Origin of the sequence: Psychrobacter sp. M13, assembly GCF_030718935.1 — a bacterium.
Taxonomy (GTDB): Bacteria; Pseudomonadota; Gammaproteobacteria; order Pseudomonadales; family Moraxellaceae; genus Psychrobacter; species Psychrobacter immobilis_G.
In genome coordinates, this window is sequence record NZ_CP132194.1 from 1,441,730 (window position 1) to 1,464,837 (window position 23,108).

The following is a 23,108-nucleotide window of genomic DNA, read 5'->3' on the forward strand; positions in this document are numbered from 1 at the left end:
GCTTTATCATAGTATAACCAGTCGAGTAGCGCCAGTACTGATTAGCCCCACTGCGCTTGCAAGCGTTTTTGCTGGAAGCGCAGGCGTAGTGTGAGTAAGATAGACGCTAAGAATAACCCTGTAATAAGTGCCATCCAAAATCCTTGTGCGCCTACATTAGTATAGCGTACCAGATAGATACCTAATGGCAAGGCTACGATCCAATAACAGAACAGCGTCACCCACATCGGTACAGTAGTATCCTGCATGCCACGCAAAATACCAGCAATATTAACTTGCCAGCCATCAAACAATTGGTAGGCAAGGGCAAAAATAAGTAAATGCATCGCTTGCGCTCGTACTTCTATATTATCTGTAAACGCCGCTGCCACTTGTGGCCGAAATAACCAAATACCAAGCATGCAGACAATGGCAATGAGTATCGTCCAAATAAGACCAGTCGCTTGCACTTGTTTTAGCGCTACTAGGTTCTTTTCACCATAGCGATTAGACACCATAATGGTCAATGCCATAGCCACTGATATGGGAATCATAAAGAGCTGACCGGTCACTGACAAGGCGACTTGATGCGAGGCCGTTGCAATCTCACCTAAGGGACTGATAATGATGGCGCCTAAGCTAAATAGACTGGCCTCAAAGAATATTGAGACACCAATAGGAATACCAAGCTTAAGCAGCTTAGTAATTTGCGCCCGATTTGGTGCTGTAAAATTCTGAAAAAACCGAGTTTCAGCGATCTGCTGACGTTTGGTAAAGCCAGTATAAGTCGCTAGTAATATGACCGTAATCCATAACACTATAGCAGTGGCCACCCCGCAACCTGCGCCGCCCATCTCAGGCATCCCAAACAGCCCATGAATAAAAATATAGTTCAGCGGGATATCAGCTAATAAGCCTACGATACTGATAATAGTCACAGGCTCAGGGCGGCCCAAGGCTTCGCAATAACTGCGCAGCACGGCATACACTGCCATAGCAGGAAAACCAAAAGAGACGCCATGTAAATACTGAGCGGCAATAGGCTGAATGTTAGCAGGCACACCCATAATATTGAGCACGCCTGGCATGAGATTGACAATAATAAACCCTAAAATGCCAATCACGCTTGCTGTCCAAAGCGACTGCTGAGTGATATGGGGCACTTCGCTGTGCTTGTTTTGACCTATCGCCTCGCCAATCAGTGGCGTGGTGGCAATTAAGATACCTGTCGCCAGCAAAAACAGCGGCAACCAAATACCAGAGCCGACTGCGACTGCTGCTAAGTCAAGCGCTGAGACTTGTCCTGCCATAATGGCATCAACGACACCCAATGCCGCCTGACAAAATTGAGTGACTAAAATAGGGAGCGCTAGTACACCTAAGCGTAAGCTATAGCTCTTAAAATCGGTAAAGGATATTGGCAAAGCCATGATGAGCAACTTTTTATTATTTAAGGAAATTATTGTTAATAGAAAAATGATGCTATCAACAAAAGTAGTAACGAAAAAATAGTAGCAAAATAGTCAAAGAGGAAGTTTTAAAAATGCTTATCTAAATAAAAATAACCTGTCAACTCAAAGTATAAGTAGACAGGTCAAAAGCTAAGTTTTTTTAAGGGTATAGCCAAGCGTGATGGTAAACAAGCCAAGCTATGATGTCAATATTTTCAAGCTATCGCTTATGTCCTAATAGGATTTATACAACGCTGCAATAATGATAGTGGATTTGTCTAGAACCTGCTGAAATCTATTATCGTAGATCTAAATCCTCAGCCATATCCATAATTGCTTGCCAGTGTTTGGGTTCAAGCGGAATAATGGTTAACTGCTGGCAGCCTTTTCTGAGTAATAATGAGTCTTCGAGCGCTGGTATAAACTTAATAGCAGATAAGGGCAGAGTTTCCTTAAACGCTTGCTCAAAGGTGACGTCGACCATAAACCATCTTGGGGCATCTTCAGTCGCCAAAGGATCATAATGGCGATGCTCAGGATGAAACTGGGTAGGATCAGCGTAGCCTGCGCGGCTAATGGTCATAACTCCTGCAACTCCTGCAGGCTTAGCGCTTGAGTGATAAAAAATAACTTGATCGCCAACTTGCATATCATCGCGCATAAAATTGCGCGCGCGATAATTGCGTACCCCTTCCCAAGTGTCTGTTCCTAAGTGTTGTAAATCATCAATACCAAAAAATTTTGGATTAGATTTCATTAGCCAATAAGCCATAATTACTTGTCCCTAATGTTTATTAATTATTTTTATGTATAAAACTTTGTATATAGTGCCTGTAATGCGTTCAAAGTAATATTAGCATTCGTTACTGATTTTGTTATTGCTGTCGATTGTTTATAATACTGGTTTTTAGCATTGCTGTTTATGCTGTCAGTCACCATCAACACTTGATCTTTATGTCAATAAGTTTACTTTATGTCACAGCTCCAAATAAGCCCAATCAATAGCAATTTTAATACTATGGATGCACAAGCAATTCCGCTTGCCCTCTATATTCACATACCTTGGTGCGTAAAGAAGTGTCCTTACTGTGATTTTAACTCGCACGAGTTGCCCTCTATTAGTCAACCATCGATGCACGATACCTATAAACAATACGTGGATGCGCTGCTAACGGACGCACAGATGCAGCAGCCATTAACGCAGGGTCGGCAAATCAGCTCGATATTTATCGGCGGTGGTACGCCATCACTACTGCCTATTGATCAGTATCAGCGCCTATTCGCAGGACTGCGCGCCTGCTTTGACTTTGCTGATGATATTGAAATTACCATGGAGGCCAATCCTGGGACGCTCGAACATGCGCCATTTTCCCAATACTTAGACGTGGGTATCAATCGCTTGTCTATAGGAGTGCAAAGCTTTGCTGCTGATAAGCTTGTAGCTTTGGGACGTATTCATGATCCCAAGCAAGCGATAACGGCAATCAAAGCGGCGCGTGAAGCAGGGTTTAGCCGAGTGAACGTGGACTTAATGCATGGGCTGCCGCAGCAAAGCTTAGTTGAGGCGCTACATGATATTCAGCTGGCCCATGATACTGGTGCCACTCATATCTCATGGTATCAGCTGACTATTGAGCCTAATACGGTGTTTTATCGGGATCAGCCTGTACTACCAGATGAGGATAGCTTGGCAGATATTGAGCAGGCAGGCCAAGCATTACTACGAAGCTTGGGCTATAACAATTATGAAGTATCGGCATGGGCGGGCAGGTTAGATACGCCCTGTCGGCATAATATAAATTACTGGCAGTTTGGCGATTACTTAGCGATTGGCGCGGGGGCGCATGGCAAGATAACTATTAGTAATGATGAGTCAGAGCGGTTACAAAATCAGGGGTCAAACCAGAGTTATTCAATGGCTGCTGGTATATATCGCTTTAGTAAGTCGCGTCTACCAAAAGATTATGTCGCATACAACGCTTCTAAAAGTGAGTCAGCAATAGCCAAAGCTGCACCGAAGATGATTGGTTGGCATCCTATCGCTGATGATGAGCTGGTCAGTGAGTTTATGCTTAATGCGCTACGTCTGCACAAGGGAGTGACATGGGCGCTGTTTGAAGCGCGTACTGGGCTAAATTATGAGCATGTTGCTAAGCAAGTCACAAAGCTCGTAGCGCAAGGCTTACTTATGGACAGTCAAGACAGGTTGCAACCGACTAAGCTGGGACTACGTTATCTTAATCAGATATTACGAGAGTTTTTGTAATTGCTCTCAGATTCTAAGTTTCTAGTTTTCTAAAGCATCAGTGCTGACAAAACTGACAGCAAAAAAAGACCTACCAAATGGTAAGCCTTTTTTAAATCTAACAATGAATAGCTTAGATTTTTTTCTGAACTTCTGATGCAGTACCGGTAACAGCATCACCAGCGCTTGATACGTCTTGGCCAAAGCCTTTAAAAGTGTTGCAACCAGTCAATACAAACATAGCGGTCAAAGATGCGATGATTACTTTTTTCATAATAATTTCCTCAATAATAAGTAGGTTAAAGCTAACAAAATAAATGACGTTAAGCACTTTGCTCAAACGTCATCTATCAAATATTGGATAGACAAATAAAAATTTAGCTTTATGACATAAGCACAACTTTGTCTTGCTATCCGACAAAGATATAATAGTGAAAGTTAAATTCCATGCACAGTATCAAAATGTAACTATCACTAATAAACTGTAACTTTTGATTACGAGTTATCTATAACTATTGAGCACTCTGTTAGTTTGCTTATAAAAATTGACCAGTTGCTAAAATTAAAATAGAGAGCGTTTTCCCTTAACGCCTTCACATATACCAAGTTTTATGGAAATATTATGACTATTCATATCGTATTAGTGGCCCCTAAGATGCCTAGCAATACAGGTAATATCATTCGCTTATGTGCTAACACTGGTGCGCAGTTGCATTTAGTTAAGCCCTTAGGGTTTGAGCTTGATGATAAAAAACTGCGCCGCGCAGGACTTGATTATCATGAGTATGCCCATCTGCAAATTCATGAGGATTGGGTCGCCGCCAAGCAGGCGTTAATAACAGCAGACTGTCATACTATTACCGCGCTGACCACTAAACTTAGCAAGTCGTTTTATGGGTATGATTTTTTTGATCACACGCCTGCTGGGCAAGCTCATAGTGAGAACAGTGCTAATATTGCGCTTGTTTTTGGCTCAGAAACCGCAGGACTTGCCGATGAGATACGTGCAGATATTGGTCAGGATAATTGGCTCAGGCTACCGATGTTGCCAGATTCGCGTAGTTTAAATCTATCAAATAGCGTCGCAATATGTCTTTACGAAGTCTGGCGTCAGCAGGGGTTTGGCGGGGATCAAGGTCGTAGTACAGGTTATGAGACTTTAACGGTCTATGATCCGAAGTAGTTGTCTTTTATGGTTACCATTCTCTGAGAGCTATAACTCTTTAAAAGTTATGAATTTCTAAAAGTTATGAAAGCTATAGACAGTTTGGTGGCTTAGGCAACCCAGCAAGGCGATTGACATGGCGAGCGACTAAGCCTGTATTAAACAGCTGTTGTAGCTTTTGATTGCTAACATCGTGCTCAGGTAGCGTCTGCTGTAGCCACTTGATCAATGGGCGCGTAGCTGGCGAGTGGTTAAACTTATCAAAAAATGCCCTAACTTGTTGCAAAATAGCCAAGTGCTCGTCATTTAGCACAACTGCCAAAGTATCGGCAAGTTGCTGGGCGATAGCAGGTGTCCACAAGGTGTGATCACACAGATGCCCGTCTTGATCTAAGGCGATGACGGGTGTGTTAGCTTTTGAATAAGTAGCCGCTAGATTCTCATTACTCATAAGGCAATCGTCACTACTTTGTCAAATGCATCGTCTTGAGTTAACGCTACCCATTCATTATCTGTCAACAACGCCTTCAGCTTAGCGCTTAGACTAAGTTTGGCAGTAGTATTTACGCCCAATGCCGCGACATCATCAGCCAGAGCATAGATCGCTTTGATGTCTTCTATATCCGCATCATTCAGATAAGCGTTGAGCCAGTCAATAAAAGCGACGGTTGACCCTAGTAAAATAATGCTATCACCTGCGCGCCAAGTCATTGCCATCTCAACAGTAGCGCTTCTAAGGGTATCCATTGTACTGTGTAACTGGTAGAGCGTTGCCATATATATATCCGTCTTTGCAAATTATGCATGCTAAAATTATTAAAACAGTAAAGTATTAAAATAGTTAAGCTTTGAAGATTTTTAAATTAAAGGATCAAAAGGTTAATAATTGCTCGAAGTCTTGTGAATGGACTACTTCAGGGACAAGGGTTAACTGCGCGGCTAAATCAGTAGGCACCATGCCAGTCAGCCAGCCACTAAACACATCATCAGGTAGCCAAGCGGCTGGCATATCGTATAGTTCAAGGGATTGAATCATGCCATGTAGACGCGACTTAGGCTGCATAATCAAGCCAAAGACGGGCGCATCGATATAAAGCTGCACATGATGACCAAATGTCGCTAGCGTCAAAGCCAGCGCACAGCCTTCATAACTTGCCATTTCAGTAGGGGTACGCAGTTGAATCAAAAGCTTCATTATTTAACCTTATAAGTTTTACTAACAGCCTAGATCTAAAACTGTACTAAACGACAATCGCCTTGCATCATCATCGCCAGCTCACTAAGGCCAACCAGCTCAAAACCTTGGGCTAGATTATCGCCTTGCAATTGATGACGAGCGCTATTATCGCTATCACTGATACCGCGACTAAGGGCGGTACTGACGCATACAGGTAAGCTGATATTGTGTTGTGCTGCGAGTGCTTGCCACTGCTCAGTTAGATTGATCTGATCAGCCGATTGCCAACGCAAGCGATTAGCAATATGCGCGGCGTCCGCATAAAAGAACAGGTTTAAAGAGGTGTGATCAGAGTCGCTATCCATCGTAGCCGCCTGCTCAAAATAGGCCTGTGCATAGCGCAATGCTAAATGAGCAAGGGGATGGCTTGGATCTTTGGTGATAAGTAATAGAGGCGTAGTCATAGAGGCAGCAGTTATAGAGTTGGTAATTATAAAGTTATTAGTTATAAAGTCAGTAGTTATAAAACAAGCATCATAAACGATGTTAGCGATGACTATAATAACAAATTCTAGCCGTCGCTAACATCAGCAACTTTAATCATTTGCTTACCTGTGTTCTCGCCTTCAAATAAGCCTTTGTAGGGTCAAGATTTGACGCCAGCTTATTTAATTTTTATTAAGCTTTTATGCTACCATAAAGTCGATTGAGTCTTAGTTTAGCTAGGTTATTAATAGTAATTTTATGCTAAACACTATTGCTACGAACGAGTAGCTATGGATATTAACTTAAGTACTGAGATTTAAGTACTAAGCTTTAAGTACTAAGATAACAGTATTAAAATAAGAATTTTGATGGTCACCTTTATTTATCTCATAAGGAGATTTTCTCGCTATGCCCAACCTTAAAGACTATCAACCAACCAGCCATCAGTTGCAAGTATTACAAACGGCAAGCGAATTTGCTTATAACATTTGGGAAAGTCGCACGATCTCTTGTCAAACCTTTCTGCGCAGTTATCCTCTTGATCAGACTTTGACTCGCCAGCAGATTGATGATCTTATTCAAGATTATACTTTGGATGATAACTATCAGCTGGCAGATGAGCCCAAAGTGATGAGCGGTTTGCGTCATCTGCGCAATCTATTGATGATGCGCTGGATTTGGCAGGACGCACTGGGTGATATCGAGCTTGAGCAGCTAACCGATGAGTTATCAGAGTTTGCGGATGGCTGTATTTTATTTGCCAAAGACTATACCTATGGGCAGCTGATTACCCAATATGGACAGCCGACGTTCATCAATGCGAAGGGCAATAAACAAACCGACAGTATGGCTATTATGGCGATGGGTAAGCTTGGCGCACATGAGCTGAACTTATCAAGCGATATTGATTTGGTATTTATTCATCAAGCACGCGGCGAGACGGATGGTGATAAGGCAAAGGGCACGCGTAGTATCGACAATAAACGTTTTATGACGCGTTTAGGACAAGGTATTATTAAATTGCTCGATAATAATACTGCTGATGGCTTTGTATTTCGAGTCGATATGCGTCTACGACCTTGGGGTGATGGCAGCGATCTGGCGATTCATCTATCGGCACTACAAAAATACTTTAGCAATCACGGTCGCGCTTGGGAGCGCTTTGCTTGGTTAAAAGCGCGAGTGGTTGGACAGGTTGAGTCATCGTTCTACCGTGACTTGCAGGCGATGATCAAGCCATTTGTATTTCGCTATTATGTCGATTATAGTGCGTTTTCAGCGCTACGTGAGATGAAGTCTTTGATCCAAAATCAAGTCGCCCAGCGTGAAGATTTAGATAATATAAAGCTCGGGGCGGGTGGTATTCGTGATATTGAGTTTATTGTACAGGCGTTTCAGCTGATTTATGGCGGTCGTCATCAGCAGTTACAAGTCAAGTCTTGCTTGCAAGCTATGCAAGCGCTATCTCAGCTGAAATACCTAAAGCTGCCAACGTATGAGAAACTACAAGCGGCTTATCGCTTTTTGCGTCGGCTAGAGCATGGTATTCAAGCGATCAACGATCAGCAAACCCAGCGACTGCCACAGGACGAGTTTTGGCAGCATAATTTGGCGACTACTTTAGGCTTTACAGACTGGCAAGCGTTGCTCTTGACCTTAAATGAGCATCGAGAGCAAGTCAACGTGCCGTTTGAGCGTATGGTCACTGAGCGCAAAGTGGCAACTCAAGAAGACACGAGCATTGTACCTGCCAAACTTGATGAGCAAATAGCGCAGTTAGACACGGTATTGAGCGAACAGAATCGCGAGCAGCTAGAAGCTTTTTGGCAATCAAAAATGATAGTCAATTTAAGCCCAGAGGCAAGGGCTCGGTTGGATGCTGCTTATCCTATAATCTTGCATGCCTTGCTTGCGCACCAAAAGCAGCAGCAATTAGCAAATAAAGCGTTACCCCGACTCATTACCTTATTAGAGGCGATCAGTCGGCGCTCGATCTACTTAGTGATGATCGCTGAAAACCCTAACGCGACGGTTGAGCTGATTCCGATGCTGTCAGCCAGTCCTTGGATCGCAGGTGAGCTGGCACGCTATCCTGTCCTGCTCGATACGTTTTTGCAGCAGCGCTATCGCCATCTGCCTGATAAGCCTGAGCTGCGCGATATTTTGCGTCAGCGTCTTTTGCGAGTTGAGCCTGATGATGAAGAAGAGCTGTTGAGCGTACTGCGCCTGTTTAAGAAAAACCAAGTGCTAGCAGTAGCAGCCAGTGATGTGTTAGCCGAAAGACCGATTATGAAAGTATCCGACTCGCTCACTTATATCGCAGCGGTGGTATTAGAGGCGGCTCTTGAGCGTGGCTTTAGTGAGCTGGTCAAGCGCTACGGTTATCCTATCGGTAAAGGTGGCGATCCTGTCACCGAGGCCGATTGCGGCTTTGCGATCATTGGATATGGTAAGCTTGGTGGGCTTGAGCTGTCCTATTCCTCTGATTTGGATCTAGTATTTTTACATCAGATACAAGAGCAGGGCATGACCACAGGCGAGACCTCAGTGAGTGGCATGAAGTTTGCCGCGCGTTTGGCACAAAAGCTGATGACTTACCTAAATACTCAGACTCGTGATGGCCGTGCTTATGAGATCGATATGCGCCTGCGCCCCTCAGGCAATGCTGGCATGATGGTGGTGTCCTGTCATGCGTTTGAAACCTATCAGCTGAGTAAAGCTTGGGCGTGGGAGCATCAAGCCTTAGTACGCGCGCGCGCCATCTGCGGCGATAAGCGAGTGACTACAAATTTTTGTGATATTCGCCGTGAAGTTCTATCTTTGCCACGCACCCTTGACGAAGTGCGCGTTGAGGTGACGAGCATGCGTCTCAAAATGCAAAAGCATCTTGGCACTAGTGAGAGGGAGCAAGAAAAAGGTAAGTTTCATCTTAAACAAGACGCTGGTGGCATTGTCGATATTGAGTTTTTAGCACAATTTGCGGTATTGGCTTATTCTCACCATTATCCCAGCTTGACCAAATGGAGTGATAACGTGCGTATCTTTGAGGAGATGGCGCTACTTGAGATATGGGACACACAAATTTGCCAAGATTTAACCGACGCCTATTTGCGTATTCGCGCTGCCACTCATCAATTAGCGCTATCTGAGCAGTCGCTCTTGGTCGATGAGACGCTATGGGTTGACACTCGCGCGCTAGTACAGGATCAGTGGCAGCGCTTGATGGGTGGCAGCGATGACGGCTATACGAACGAAGGGACAAACTAACCTTTATATCCTAATTTGATATAAATAAAAGTCTAATTTAGGATAACTAAAAGATTTCATTTATTCAGAGCGCTGGTGCTATAATCTCTCGCAGCTTACAGCGATTCTTTAATTATCTGTATCGCTTATAAGACAATATAATCAATAAACCAATATCTAAAACTCAACAAAAAAGTTAGGCATCAGCACTAACGTTAAGGATGATTCAATGAGCATGGAAACACAAGACGGTAAGCTTTGGATGAATGGCACAATGATTGAGCAGCCTGATGCCAAAATTCATGTGCTGACTCATAGTCTACATTACGGTATAGCGGTGTTTGAAGGGGTACGTGCTTATCAAACGGATGATAAGCGCACAGCTATCTTTCGTCTAAAAGACCATACTGACCGTCTATTAGGATCAGCGAAAATATTTCAGTTAGAGGTACCCTTCGATGCGGCAACCTTAGAGCAGGCGCATAAAGATGTCGTTAAGCAAAATAATTTAGCCGAAGCTTATCTTCGTCCGTTGATATGGATAGGTGCCGAAAAACTGGGCTTGGCGGCTCATAATAATAGCGTTAATGCTATGGTTGCCGCTTGGCATTGGGGCGCTTATTTAGGAGAGGAAGGTATTCAAAAGGGGATCCGTGTCAAAACCTCTTCTTATACTCATCATCTGCCAAACGTCACCATGTGCAAGGCCAAAGCGTCAAGCAATTATCCCGTATCAATCATGGCCAATCGTGAAGTCACTCGTAATGGCTATGATGAGGCGATTATGATGGATTCACAAGGCTATGTCTGTCAGGGCTCAGGTGAGAATTTGTTTCTGGTCAAAAACGGCGAATTACATACTCCAGATTTGGCTGGTGGCGCGCTAGATGGCATTACCCGTCGTACTATTATTCAGTTCGCTAATGACTTAGGCATAAAGGTCACTGAGCGCCGTATTACTCGTGATGAGTTCTATCTTGCGGATGAGATATTTATGACCGGTACGGCAGCTGAGGTCACCCCGATTCGTGAATACGATGATCGTACTATCGGCAATGGTGGCCGTGGCCCCTTAACTGAAAAGCTGCAAACTTTGTACTTTGACGTGGTGCATGGTCGTAATGAGCAGTACATGGACTGGTTAAGCTTTATTGATTAATTCAATCTAAAAATACTAGATGCTAAGTAAAAAGCCAATATCCAATAAATATTGGCTTTTTTCATGCAGTAGCAGAGTAAGCCTATTTAATTACCTTTTGTAATATCCGACCAACTCATCAGTCTAACCTCGTTTTGTAATAATAAATCTTCAAACTGATAGCTCATTAGCCACTCAAATTCACGCTCGCGTGCCTGCTTGATATCATCTTGCCAGCCACTATTAGGCACCGCTGGATGACACATAATCAGCGATGTTTTCATATCGCGTGGTAGACCTAACGGTACGGAGTGAATCGCAGGTGTAGTACTGCCATATTGAGAATAAGTGCCTTGCGAGGCAAGATTTATATCTAAGTTGTATAAGCCTGAAGTGAGAAACCGAGTACGAGGCGCGGCGCTTAACCACTGATTCCAAAGCGCTGAGAGCTGCGCAGTATCGGTATCAAATCCATATACTCCGCCGAACTTGTCATTGGTCGTGATGTTATTGTCAGCGCATAGCTTACGCCAAGATTTGCCACCTAAATGATAGATAACTTGTGATTTTATATCATTGACTAAGGGCGTGGTGACACGGGCACAAACCGTATTTTGGGCGTCTTCACCATAGCGAGTAGTCAACGCTTTTATTAAGCACTGACGAATAACAGGGAACTGATGAATGTGTTGATGACCATCTACGAAGGCTGGCGCACGTCCAAAAGTATCCTCAAAACTATCAAATTGACGGTTGATAATATCAGTCACTATTGCAGGTTTGAGGCGACGCAGATAGCTGGTAATAAGAAGCGGCTTAAGCGATCCTAGTAAGTCTGATGGAAATATCCCCGTCAGATCTAAATGCAGACCCACATCGACGTTTAGCTCGCTTAGCCTACTTATAGTATCAGCGCTGATGCTACCGCCGACCATATAGCTACTAGCACCAATAAGCCCGCGTTCAGCCAAGCGGATAACCGCTTGATTAACCGCATCTGACAAGCCTAAATCATCTACATTAATTATAATAGCACGAGCATTATTAGTAGGAGTATTGGTCTGCTCTAGGTTTTGATTTTCTTTATTCATCATAGCTATAGAGTTATCGTTTTGAGAGTTGATATTTTCAGAGTTGCTGTTTTGAAAATTATTATCTTGAGAGTTATTAGTCATGATTTAAAGGCCCAAAGTTTACCTAATGCAAAAGTCATTACCGTAATAATAGCCGTGATTACTAGCCAAATAAAGATATAGTAACTCTCGCCAAACCAGTTAAGCCCCAGTACGAATAAGCCTTGATTGGCGGCAAATCCAATAACTGAGCTGGCAAACCATTTTAATAAAGTGTGCAGAGGTTGCCTGTCTTTATAAAGGCTAGAGGTAGTCGATGTACTAAAAGTTAAATAAAAGTGACCCAAAAAGCTGACAATGAACGCCAATAAAAAGGCAATCACGTTAGCCCAAGCAGGGCTGATAGTCGTAAAGCTTACCACGCTAATGAGTACTAAAAAGTGCACAGCAGCGGCGCTTGCACCAACGACTAAAAACCATAGTGCTTGGCGAGAGGCTGATTGAGTCATAGCAATTTTATTCATGGATAGTAGCTGTATTATGGGCGAGAGTGATCGATAGATTGTTTATTAAGATCATGATGCTGATAACGCTCAGGCTCGATATTAGCGTCAATTAGGCTATGACTGCTAATGGTTTCATTGACTAAGTATAGTGGGCGCTGCTTTACCTCTTCGTAGAGACGACCGACATACTCACCGATGACGCCGATACATACCAATTGAATGCCCGTCGAAAACATAATACCAGCGGCTACGGTTGCCCAACCTGCAACATCGCTGCCAAATAATAGCGTCTCAATAACGATATACAATCCGTATAAAAAGGCCAACGCGGAGACGATAAACCCCATGCGTGAGATCAGACGTAATGGTTTTTGTGAAAAAGAGGTAATCCCGACTAATGCCAGCTCAAATAGACTACCAAAGTTAAACTTGCTCTCACCTGTATCCCGATTGTCAGCGGTAAACGGCAAATATACCGTATTAAAACCGACCCAAGCGTACAAGCCTTTCATAAAACGTTGACGCTCAGGTAATGAGCGCAAGGCTTGTACAACCTTACGATTCATCACTCTAAAATCACCGGCATTAGGGCGAATCTCATAACGCTGACGATCTTGAATAAAATGATAAAAGCTGGCTTTAAAAGTTTTGGCTAGGCGGCTCTCATGAGGACGATTGGCCTGAATACCCGCTACCATATCGATATTTGATTGCTCAATCATCGTGATCATTTGCGCCAGTACGGGAAGCGGATGTTGTCCATCAGCATCTATCATAGCGACGATGTCACCCTCAGCTTGACGTAGACCGGCACTGAGGGCAGGCTCTTTGCCAAAGTTACGCGATAGACGTACCAACACCAGCTCTGTATGACTAGGGCGGCTTGGCATCAGCGCCGTTACGACTTCGACTAGATTGTCACTACTGCCATCATCAACAATAATAATTTCACAAACGATGGCTCTATTACTAATGTCTTTACTGGTGCTATTTTTGACAGGGTTGTTTTTAACAGCGTTATCACTAGGTATAGTCAGCTTAGCCGAAAACTCAAACACTTGTGGTAAAAAAGCTTGCAACGCCTTAGCATCATTATAGGCAGGCATAATAATAGACAAGTAAGGCGCGTAACTATAATCTTGCGTCATGCAGAACCTATATAAATTTGCAAAAAGTATGGTGACAAAAATAAATGCTATCTAACTAAAAACAGCCTATGTATCAGCGCTAGAGAACTATTTAGCGCAGCGCGCAGGCACATAAGCTATCCAGTTTACCACTAATGGTTCAGTGATATTAGTCTCTCGCCAAGCCAGCTGCCATTGACCCTGTTTTTTGATCAATGAGTCGCTCTTTGAGTTATTAGAAGCGCTAGCATCTAGTTGATCTAATAAGGGTAGTACTACCTCGTCATCGCTCTGCCACATTACTAAAGTACCGTTTTGTTGCAAGCGTTTAATACTCATCCATGGAGAATGACTGGCAGGTCCTGAGATCATTTGTGAGGGAAAGCCATTATTTATCGCAACCAGCGCACCCAGCCAACGATCTCCTGATACGCTATCCAGAGGACAACTGCTAACCGATTGCCATGTTGTTGAAGCTTGCCCAGCCAATGCCTGTTCAGGCCACTGCATTCTTGATGACTTGTCTCGTAGCTTATCGCCAAAACCGACATACACTACCATAAGCACAGTCACCAGCGATAACCAAATAGCGAGCGCTTTGTGTAATTTACGGGTCATTAACGCTTGCGTTGTGGGTATAATAAATGAAGCCGCTAGCAGTCCTGACAACGCCCACATCGGCATACCCCACATATCGCGCAGACCCATACCAAACACTACACTTAGTACTACTAGCACTACGATTGGTGATAGCCACAGATACCACAGCAGCGATGCACCTGCTGGTAGATGATCTTTATAATCACGCACAGCAAATAAGCGCTTACGGTTGAAGATAAGCATCAACAATAGCGGAACATGGGCAACAATTTGAGCGGTAATAAAGCCGATCCAACCGAAGTGGTTTTTGATCGTATCAGCCCCTTGTGTAACTTCGTTTGCGCGTCCGCTCGCGTAACCAAAGGGTAGCCAATCATGGGTCATGAGCCAATATAGATGCGGCGAAAATAGTGCCAGCATGATAAAGGCAGCAAGCCAAGGCTGTGGCTGTTTTAGCAATGGCCATTGTTTTGGTAATACTAAATACAATGCCATTGGCAACAGCAAAAATATCACGCTGTATTTGGTAAGCATACCAAGACCACCTAGCACGCCTAGTAATACCCAGTCCATCAGACGATTTTTGGTGAGAGCTTGATAAAAGACTAAGTATAAACCTGCCCAAATAGGAAATTGCGCCACATTATGGTTAAACTCTAAGCTAGGGTAGCCATAATAAACCACCGCTAAGGTCAAAGCGCTACCCAGTAGCGCTATCGGTACTGACCATACTTGTTTTCCTAACTTATAGATAACGAATAAAGTGAGTAAAACGTAGAGTTGGCTGAGTAAATAAGGGCCGATATGACCAAACATTTGATAAAAGCTGTATAATATCCACGATGAAAGTGGGGGGTGTTTGTAATAACCCCACTGCCACTCGCTGCCCCAACTGACACCCTCGCTAACGTCGAAGGGTACACTACTCGCTAAAAAGGCGGGAGCAATAGACCAGATAACAAAATAGGCGAGTAATAATAGGCCAAACTTTCGCCATTGTTGCCATGTATTTTTATCAATACCTAAGTTTTTGTCATGACTATTGCGATCAGATTTAGGGTCGGCGCTCAAGAAAGGTTTATTATTAGAGGTCATGATTAGATACTTCTTATTGCGCAGAGAATGTGAACAGAGCTGAGAGCAAAAACTCTAGCCTAATAAGTATTATTTGTTTTAAATGATGATACGCCCTAGTATAAAGTCTATTGTTCAGAAGTCATAGTCACAATAAGCACTGCGCTGAACTTTATAAAGGGTTAGATGCTATCTTTAGGCACTATGGTTAGATAATATTTATAGATGACATTATTAAATTGATTGATAAGTATGACACTCTATAACTTATCTAATTTTTGAATATAAAATTTTTGGAACGCAGCATCGATTCTTGAAGTTCAGCATTAGTCGTGTGCTTTTAGTTAAATACTATATGATTATCGGGACGTCTTTTTATGAAGCATCATAGTAAATCTGCACTACTGGTTATTAATTGTCTTCAAGGAGGCGGTGCAGAGCGTTTTGTTTTAACTTTAGGACAAGGACTCTATGAGCTAGGGTTTGAGGTGCATATTGTCAGGTTTAAGCCATTGATCGAGTACGAGATTAATCCAAATCTTAACTATCATTTGATTAGATATAAACCTTATAAGCTAATACCAAGTATCACGGTTCGAGATAAACTGTTTACAGCAGCACTTGATCGCTATGTGTTAAGTAAAATTGGTCAGCCTGCTATTGTATTATCAAATCTTGATCGCGCAGATAACGTTCTTAGTCACAGTCGCTTGCCAAATATTGTCAATGTCATTCACAACACTATCTCATTAGAGTATAAGTTTGATGAGATAAAAAATATTGCGCATATTAAGTCAAAACTGATTGATATTTACTCAAAGCATCCTTGCGTTTGTGTCAGTCGAGGCGTTATGAACGATTTTGTAGAAAATCTTGGTGATATTACACCGATTACCGCTATACATAATCCTATTGATCAGAAGGCAGTTCAAAAACTAGCCAATGCTTTTGTTCCTAAATCTCAAAACTATAAGTATCAAAACTATATTATTCATGTAGGCAGTTTTAAAGAAGCTAAACGCCACGACATATTGCTGAACGCTTATGCACAAACCGATCAATCCATGCCTCTATTGCTACTTGGTCAAGGTAAACATAAAAAAGATATGGAACAATTGGCAATTGATCTAGGTCTCAAGGACAAAGTAGTATTTTTAGGCTTTTGCGAAAACCCTTACCCGTTTATCAAGCATGCGCAATTTAAGATATTAACCTCAGATTGGGAAGGGTTCGCTATAGTCATTGCAGAAGCGTTAGCACTTGGCACACCTGTTATTAGTACTGATTGTCCGTCTGGCCCCAAAGAGTTACTGCCTGCGGCTAACCTAATGCCAAAAGGCGATACGGACGCTATCGCTGCTAAATTGAGACAAGCTATGCAAAACCCCAAGCAGTTTTATGCTGAGTTTGATGAAGAGCTACTACCAACTGTTATTGCCCAAAAATACTTAGACTTTTCTCAAAATATATGAAATTTACAAGTTATTGAAAAAACCTGTCTTATCTTATATTGATAACTTAATTGAGAATATATACTAATTAGGCTTCTTAGCAGCATTGTTTCGATTGTCAGAAACTAAAAACGGTGTGTCTATAAGTGTTTCTCTTATATCATATTTATCTTTTATTTTTTCAAAACCTGATATAGTCATAATTTTATCTGATGAAGTGCTCTTGAGATGCTGCCATTCTCTTGAAATAAACTCTCTAATAGGGTTATTGTATTTCGGCGACTTACGTCTTTGATTCAGCATCGTTGCTATATCAACAGTAATCTCAGGAAAGTTAGCGAGTAAAAAATCCTTGTAATATGTTTGGTACTTAGTGGTATATTTATTATCAGTCCTCCAAGGTTTGTTATTACTGATAAAATGAATAATATAGGGGTCTACTACTTCGGTAAACTTATAAGTGAGTCTGTTTATTTGCCAATTAAAGTCAAAAGGTAGTAGTGCTATATCATCTAATAAAACTCTATTAAGGGCAGATTGATCATGGCACTGTAGGCTATCAGCATTATCAATAGCATAATTAAATACCCTTGAAAGCACATCTTCTTTGACATAATTTTCAGTATTAAATACCAATACCCCTGAATTACGATAAACATGATTGGACTGATGATACGACTCTACATAATCATCAACAATAGATCTTTTCTCCTTAAAAGAGGAGCGAAACTTTAGTTCCATGATATCTGTTGCGGCGGCAACGCAAAAGTCAGCTGGCAATGTTTCTATATGTGTCAACAAATCATTATAAAAAGCTTTATTGACAAAAGTGTCAGCATCTAAGTAAATAATATATTTATAAACCTCATTAAACACTTGAGGTAGAAATAAACGATAGTAGGCAGCTAGGCTAAGACGACCTACAGGTAACGAGTCTATACCATTAATGGATAGCTCGATAAAACGGATGCCTTTACCTTGAAACCTTTGGGGTACTTTGCTGATATCTGGCAGGCAAATACAAATGTCACAGGGCAATTCTGGATGTAACGTTATGAATTGTTCAGCAGCAAACAAAGCATAAGGTAAATAATTCTCATCAACACAAAATGCTAATGTATTCACATTATTCGCTTGACCTGTTTGCTTAGTAATACTTGCAGAGATATCCATAAAATGACTCTTAAATTTTGAAATAAAAATGGTTATTAATGTTGTTATTGAAACACTAAAATAGTAGATATTGGTTGCGTCTTTCAATGCATGTGGATAATAGCATAATGATAACCATTTAATTTATGATATAAATTTTATAAAAAGATCTGAACTATAGTTAATATTTATCATTCAGATCAGCCTCATAAATATTTTTTAGACTTATAGCTTTAACATTGTGATATACGAACTTGTTATTGGTAAGGCTACTATAAAAACAATATCAACCCAAATCATCGAACAAATATTGAGACACGGGCGAGTGGTTAATAACAGGCACACCATGCTGCTTGTACACCCGACCTAATAGATTCAGCGAAGGCACAATACGCTCGCTAACTGCTTTATCCAGCTTACTTGGTGCGCTATTTTCTGTATTCTCATAAAACCGTGGTAGATTACTATTGATTAGATCCACACCATATAGATGAATAGCGCCAGCGTTTCGTGAAAAAGCGAGCTGCGCGGCGACATAGACTACTGTTCCCGCTTCTACAAAGCCTTGAGTAACATCAAGAGAGACACCGATTGGCACGGGCTTATGCTCATTATCAATCACAAAATTAGGATCGTTAGCAAAATGAGATAAAGGCATTTTTTTATTAAATAGCTTTTGCTTAAAAGATAATATATCAAACCCTAGCTTATTGGCTTTGACGCTCCAAGGTCTATCAACAGGGTAGAGGATGCGCATTGAGCTTGAATACTCACGAATAATATTAGGATGGCTTGCTGCTATTGCCTCAAACACAGCTAGGGTTGCATATAAAGGCTGACCATTATAATACTTTGTAAAAACCTCAGGCTGATGACTGATAAAACGGGCATCACTAATCACCCAACCGACTACATTATTAAAAGTATGCTCAGCAAGTAGACTGATACTGCCGTTGACAAATATAGTCGCGGTATCTAACAGCTCCACAAATGCTAAATGCGCAATAGAGGGGCCAGAAGCAATGATATTAACCGCTTGCTGATTTAAGCTCTGCTCATTTTGATTGGCATCAAAACCAGCAATAGCAATAAGCTGATGGTCAATATCAAAGCTGGCGCTAGAGGGCAGTTGCACTATTATCTTCCCTGTTTATTCAAATCATTTAAAAGCATAAAGGTATAACATATAGATAGTTATCAGGTTATCAGCATCTATTTAAACCAGTCAATAAAAACTACTAAATATTACTATTGCCAATGTTCCTTTAACCAAGGACTTGGTTTGATATGGCGATACCATTTGCCACCAGTACCGTTAATAGCATCTGGCGGATTGATCTCACCATGAAAGATAACTATCTTAGCCCTATCAGGTAGCTTCGGTGTGCGAATAAAGTTAAAAGGAATAGGGGCGATGCATTGATACTTAAAGCTGACGCACCAGGTTTTATCCCAATACTCTAAGTGATGATGCTGGCGCAAATAATTAGATAAATAGGCTTGCTCATGGCGTACTTGGGTACGTATCGTTTCAAAATTACGCTCAAAGTTCGCAAGCAGGTCAGGGTAGGTGTTCATACCAATGTTAAAACGATATACAGAGCTGTTACCGATCATCCGCCAAGGCTTCTTCCAGTCGCGAATAATCACTACGCTATCTGGGTGCTGAGCCTCGTAAGTAAAAAATCCATCCATGTTAGCAACGATAACAATATCAATGTCTAAAAATAGCGCCACGCCCTTTAGATCATATAATTCAGGCTTGAACGTCGTAAGCTTCTTCCAGCCCCTCTCAGGACCTGCGGGCAGATCCATCTCAGGGATAGGATAGCACTGTATTGCAGGGTCGATACCGCTACTATCATCAGTCAAGCACACCATCTGAAACTCTAACGTCAGATGACGGCTGACCATGTTATATAAGCGATTGACGTACTCAGCGCCGTACTTATTACCCCATTTCATGCAGATAATATAGCGCTGCTCTACTAGATTAATAGTAGTGTCAGTCTGATTGGATGAGGTGGTTGTAGTTGTATCAGTAGCCATAAAATACTCATGTAGAGGTTAGGGAATACTCATATTAGTGATAGCAGTATAAAGTTGAATGAAGCATATCACCCATAAGCATAAAAATCTAACCAGAGGGTTTGTCAGCGTTATTAACTTCATTGGTATTGGTATCAGTGGTGAGCTTAGCGTTTGTAGCTTGAGTATTTGCAGTTTGAATAGTGCTGTTACGAGCCGTGTTCATTTGAACGAACGTTGTCAGTTTCTGCTTATCAGCGCGATAGGGGTTGCCTAATTCAGGGATATGCTTAAAGCGCCTATAACCCCACATATAGTGACTACAATGTGGCTTTATTATACTCTCCATAGCTTGATTAAGCGCATGGGTTGAGACATTAGCATTACGATCATACAAATCGGGATTATCAAGGCGATAACAATGAATATCAAAGCCGCGACCATCACTGCGACGAATACAGGAGATACCTACCAAAGCACATTTAGTTTTGCTAGCCAGCTTAGAGGCCAAAGTGCTTGTCAAAGTCTCAATGCCAAAAAACGGCACTACCACACCACCTGAGGGCTCAGGTACATGATCGGGCAGTATCATACTGAAGCCGCCTTGCTTTAAAGCCTTGAATACAGCTTTGACACCACTACCGTCAGTTGGAACTAAAGTAGCGCTAAGGCGTTGACGACCTTGCAATATAAACTCATTGGTCAATCTACCCTTGACGGGCTTGTACATAATAGTCGATGCGCCAAGTTGATTGATCCACGCATTCATCATCTCCCAAGTCCCTAGATGCGGCAAGATAGCAATCATACCGTTGGGATTGGCTAAACCTTCTAAAAGAATCTCCTTATCATAGACATCAATGATCTGATCTATGCTCCACTGCGGCGACATCGCCCAGCTTTTAATAGACTCCACGCTACTTAAGCACTGATTAAGCACAATCTGTTTATTAAGAGTATGCTTTTGCGCCTCAGACAAGGCGGGATCTATCAAAAGCGTATTGATGCGAATCGTGCGCAGCAAACTCGCGTTTGGCATACGCATAATGATCCAAGCAATGCTACGTGCCAGACCGCGTAACAGCGATAAAGGCACGTATTTGAACAAATGATAAGGGTTCATAACTATTCACAGAACAGTAGCTAAGACTGTATAAGATAATAGGGCCTGCTTGTGAATGATCAAGCAGACCCTAATACATTATCGAGTAATTTACTGTGCAGGTTGTTGTTTATTCGCATCAGCATCCGCTTGTGCTTTTTCGCGCACTCGAATACCTAGATCACGTAACTGTTTGCTATCGACACCAGCAGGTGCTTGAGTCAGCGGACATTCAGCGGTCTTAGTTTTTGGGAAAGCGATCACATCACGAATAGAGTCTGCGCCAACCATCAACATAATCAGACGATCCAGTCCAAAGGCCAGACCACCATGCGGCGGCGCACCGAATTTGAGGGCATCTAACAAGAAGCCAAATTTGTCTTCGGCTTCTTGTTCGCCGATACCCAAAGCTTCGAGCACTGCTTGCTGCATGTCATAGGTATTGATACGTAAGCTACCACCACCGACTTCAGTACCGTTTAGCACCATATCATAAGCGATAGATAGGGCAGCAGCTGGATCTGTTTTTAATGCTTCAACTGAGCCTTTAGGTTTAGTAAACGGATGATGCATGGACGTCCACTTGCCATCATCAGTCTCTTCAAACATCGGAAAGTCAGTGACCCATAGCGGTGCCCACTCGCAAGTTTGCATCTCAAGGTCGAGGCCAATTTTCTGACGTAGCGCACCCATCGCATCATTGACGATGCTGGCTTTGTCCGCACCGAAGAAGATGATATCGCCATCTTCTGCTTGTGTGCGCTCAATAAGGCTATTAAGTACCTCATCAGTCATGTTTTTGATAATAGGAGATTGCAGACCTGAGTCTTTATCAACGCCATTATTGATGTTGCTTGCATCATTGACTTTGATATAAGCCAAGCCGCGCGCGCCGTAGATACCAACAAACTTGGTATAGGCATCGATCTGCTTACGGCTTAGCGCGGCACCATTAGGAATACGCAGTGCGGCAACGCGACCTTTTGGATCGTTAGCAGGGCCAGCAAACACTTTGAAGTCAACGTCCTTCATCAAGTCAGCAACGTCTTGTAGTTTCAATGGGATACGCAAATCTGGCTTGTCGGAGGCATAATCACGCATCGCCTCAGCATAAGTCATACGCGGGAACGTCTCGAAATCAACATCCAACATCGTCTTGAATACATGCTTGATCAAGCCTTCATTGATACTCATGATCTCCTCTTCATTCAAAAATGAAGTCTCGATATCCACTTGGGTAAATTCAGGTTGACGATCGGCACGTAAATCTTCATCACGGAAGCATTTAGCGATCTGATAGTAGCGATCAAAGCCTGACACCATCAATAACTGCTTAAATAGCTGCGGCGACTGTGGTAGCGCAAAAAAGTTACCTGGACGCGTACGTGACGGCACCAGATAGTCACGCGCACCCTCAGGAGTGGCACGAGTCAAGATAGGCGTTTCAACATCTAAGAAGCCATGATCATCTAAATAACGACGAATGGCAGAGGTGGCGCGAGCACGGAAAACCATACGCTCTTGCATCTGGGGGCGACGCATATCAAGGTAGCGATATTTTAGGCGTAGATCTTCAGAGACGGTCATATTCTCATCATTGAGCGGGAAAGGCGGGGTTTCAGACTTTGCTAACACCTCAATCTCTTTGCCCAATAGCTCTACTTGACCACTGGTCATGTTTTTGTTTTCAGTACCTTCGTAACGACGACGCACACGGCCTGTTATTTTGAGGACATATTCAGGGCGAACCGCGTCAGCGGTGGCGAAAGCTTCAGGAGTGTCTGGATCGACAACCACTTGTAAGATACCTGCACGGTCACGCATATCTAAAAAGATAACGCCACCATGATCACGGCGACGATGCACCCAGCCGACGATAGTGATCGTTTGCTCAAGTAAATTTTCATTTACTGCGCCGCAATATTCATCGCGATAGCTACTATGTACGCTCATTTCACTTTCGGTAATAGATTTAGGTTGCTCAATGCTGCTGTCGGTCATAATAATAGTTATCCAGTTGTCTGCCCAATTCAAAAAACAATAATGCAGCCATCGTTAAGAGATTTCAACCAATTCAACAGTAACTAGCGCCAGTGATAGGCCTAGTG

At 42.5% G+C, this 23,108-nt stretch carries 21 protein-coding genes; 5 read left to right on the top strand and 16 right to left on the bottom strand.

Annotated elements, in window-relative coordinates; genetic code table 11:
- Positions 1–41: 41 nt before the first annotated feature.
- Positions 42–1,409: an MATE family efflux transporter gene (locus Q9G97_RS06105; protein ID WP_305900142.1), complete on the bottom strand. Its 1,368-nt coding sequence runs from the start codon at positions 1,407–1,409 to the stop codon at positions 42–44.
- Between the two features lie 319 nt (positions 1,410–1,728).
- The gene (locus Q9G97_RS06110; protein WP_305900143.1) at positions 1,729–2,202 is read right to left on the bottom strand and encodes an EVE domain-containing protein; all 474 of its coding nucleotides are present in this window, start codon (positions 2,200–2,202) and stop codon (positions 1,729–1,731) included.
- 201 nt (positions 2,203–2,403) lie between these two features.
- Here Q9G97_RS06110 and hemW point away from each other — a divergent pair, with 201 nt between their 5' ends.
- A complete protein-coding gene (gene hemW, locus Q9G97_RS06115; protein WP_305900144.1) occupies positions 2,404–3,696 on the top strand; it encodes a radical SAM family heme chaperone HemW in 1,293 nt (430 codons plus the stop codon).
- A 112-nt stretch (positions 3,697–3,808) separates the two neighbouring features.
- Here the strand turns inward: hemW and Q9G97_RS06120 are convergent, their stop codons facing one another.
- Positions 3,809–3,949: an entericidin A/B family lipoprotein gene (locus tag Q9G97_RS06120; RefSeq protein ID WP_201573256.1), complete on the bottom strand. Its 141-nt coding sequence runs from the start codon at positions 3,947–3,949 to the stop codon at positions 3,809–3,811.
- 348 nt (positions 3,950–4,297) lie between these two features.
- Here Q9G97_RS06120 and Q9G97_RS06125 point away from each other — a divergent pair, with 348 nt between their 5' ends.
- Positions 4,298–4,858 (top strand): tRNA (cytidine(34)-2'-O)-methyltransferase, encoded by a 561-nt coding sequence (locus tag Q9G97_RS06125; RefSeq protein ID WP_201573257.1) that lies wholly within the window; start codon positions 4,298–4,300, stop codon positions 4,856–4,858.
- Between the two features lie 73 nt (positions 4,859–4,931).
- Here the strand turns inward: Q9G97_RS06125 and Q9G97_RS06130 are convergent, their stop codons facing one another.
- The 4 genes from Q9G97_RS06130 to tusD all read right to left on the bottom strand — a co-directional run bounded on the left by Q9G97_RS06130 (position 4,932) and on the right by tusD (position 6,481).
- Positions 4,932–5,291, bottom strand: a complete 360-nt coding sequence (locus tag Q9G97_RS06130; RefSeq protein ID WP_305900145.1) for a TusE/DsrC/DsvC family sulfur relay protein — start codon at positions 5,289–5,291, stop codon at positions 4,932–4,934.
- Positions 5,288–5,617, bottom strand: coding sequence for a hypothetical protein (locus tag Q9G97_RS06135; RefSeq protein ID WP_305900146.1), 330 nt, complete (start codon positions 5,615–5,617; stop codon positions 5,288–5,290). The genes Q9G97_RS06130 and Q9G97_RS06135 overlap by 4 nt, the downstream gene beginning before the upstream one ends.
- 94 nt (positions 5,618–5,711) lie before the next feature.
- Positions 5,712–6,035, bottom strand: a complete 324-nt coding sequence (locus Q9G97_RS06140) for a hypothetical protein (protein WP_201573260.1) — start codon at positions 6,033–6,035, stop codon at positions 5,712–5,714.
- A 35-nt stretch (positions 6,036–6,070) separates the two neighbouring features.
- On the bottom strand, positions 6,071–6,481 hold the full coding sequence (tusD, locus tag Q9G97_RS06145) for a sulfurtransferase complex subunit TusD (protein WP_305900147.1): 411 nt from the start codon (positions 6,479–6,481) through the stop codon (positions 6,071–6,073).
- Positions 6,482–6,911: 430 nt separating this feature from the next.
- Here tusD and glnE point away from each other — a divergent pair, with 430 nt between their 5' ends.
- Both glnE and Q9G97_RS06155 read left to right on the top strand, forming a co-directional pair.
- Complete coding sequence (gene glnE / locus Q9G97_RS06150) at positions 6,912–9,770, top strand: bifunctional [glutamate--ammonia ligase]-adenylyl-L-tyrosine phosphorylase/[glutamate--ammonia-ligase] adenylyltransferase (RefSeq protein ID WP_305900148.1); 2,859 nt, start codon at positions 6,912–6,914, stop codon at positions 9,768–9,770.
- A 208-nt stretch (positions 9,771–9,978) separates the two neighbouring features.
- Positions 9,979–10,908 carry a branched-chain amino acid transaminase gene (locus Q9G97_RS06155; protein WP_305900149.1) on the top strand — a complete coding sequence of 310 codons (930 nt, stop codon included), beginning with the start codon at positions 9,979–9,981 and terminating at the stop codon, positions 10,906–10,908.
- An 86-nt stretch (positions 10,909–10,994) separates the two neighbouring features.
- Here the strand turns inward: Q9G97_RS06155 and Q9G97_RS06160 are convergent, their stop codons facing one another.
- From Q9G97_RS06160 to Q9G97_RS06175, 4 genes are all read right to left on the bottom strand, one after another.
- Positions 10,995–12,062, bottom strand: coding sequence for a ChbG/HpnK family deacetylase (locus tag Q9G97_RS06160; RefSeq protein ID WP_305900150.1), 1,068 nt, complete (start codon positions 12,060–12,062; stop codon positions 10,995–10,997).
- Positions 12,059–12,484 carry a GtrA family protein gene (locus Q9G97_RS06165; protein ID WP_305900151.1) on the bottom strand — a complete coding sequence of 142 codons (426 nt, stop codon included), beginning with the start codon at positions 12,482–12,484 and terminating at the stop codon, positions 12,059–12,061. Before Q9G97_RS06165 ends, Q9G97_RS06160 begins: the two co-directional genes overlap by 4 nt.
- A 14-nt stretch (positions 12,485–12,498) precedes the next feature.
- Positions 12,499–13,614, bottom strand: coding sequence for a glycosyltransferase family 2 protein (locus Q9G97_RS06170; protein ID WP_305900152.1), 1,116 nt, complete (start codon positions 13,612–13,614; stop codon positions 12,499–12,501).
- Positions 13,615–13,701: 87 nt separating this feature from the next.
- Positions 13,702–15,288, bottom strand: coding sequence for a glycosyltransferase family 39 protein (locus tag Q9G97_RS06175; RefSeq protein ID WP_305900153.1), 1,587 nt, complete (start codon positions 15,286–15,288; stop codon positions 13,702–13,704).
- A gap of 356 nt (positions 15,289–15,644) precedes the next feature.
- Between Q9G97_RS06175 and Q9G97_RS06180 the strand changes: the two genes are divergently transcribed.
- A complete protein-coding gene (locus Q9G97_RS06180; RefSeq protein ID WP_305900154.1) occupies positions 15,645–16,739 on the top strand; it encodes a glycosyltransferase in 1,095 nt (364 codons plus the stop codon).
- A 63-nt stretch (positions 16,740–16,802) separates the two neighbouring features.
- Here the strand turns inward: Q9G97_RS06180 and Q9G97_RS06185 are convergent, their stop codons facing one another.
- The 5 genes from Q9G97_RS06185 to aspS form a co-directional block, all read right to left on the bottom strand.
- On the bottom strand, positions 16,803–17,891 hold the full coding sequence (locus Q9G97_RS06185) for a glycosyltransferase (RefSeq protein WP_305900155.1): 1,089 nt from the start codon (positions 17,889–17,891) through the stop codon (positions 16,803–16,805).
- Positions 17,892–18,156: 265 nt separating this feature from the next.
- Positions 18,157–19,005, bottom strand: a complete 849-nt coding sequence (locus Q9G97_RS06190) for a hypothetical protein (RefSeq protein WP_305900156.1) — start codon at positions 19,003–19,005, stop codon at positions 18,157–18,159.
- A gap of 113 nt (positions 19,006–19,118) precedes the next feature.
- Positions 19,119–19,835, bottom strand: a complete 717-nt coding sequence (locus Q9G97_RS06195; RefSeq protein WP_305900284.1) for a glycosyltransferase — start codon at positions 19,833–19,835, stop codon at positions 19,119–19,121.
- 172 nt (positions 19,836–20,007) lie between these two features.
- Positions 20,008–21,021, bottom strand: coding sequence for a lysophospholipid acyltransferase family protein (locus tag Q9G97_RS06200; RefSeq protein WP_305900157.1), 1,014 nt, complete (start codon positions 21,019–21,021; stop codon positions 20,008–20,010).
- 90 nt (positions 21,022–21,111) lie between these two features.
- Positions 21,112–22,953, bottom strand: coding sequence for an aspartate--tRNA ligase (gene aspS, locus Q9G97_RS06205; RefSeq protein WP_305900285.1), 1,842 nt, complete (start codon positions 22,951–22,953; stop codon positions 21,112–21,114).
- Positions 22,954–23,108 lie beyond the last annotated feature (155 nt).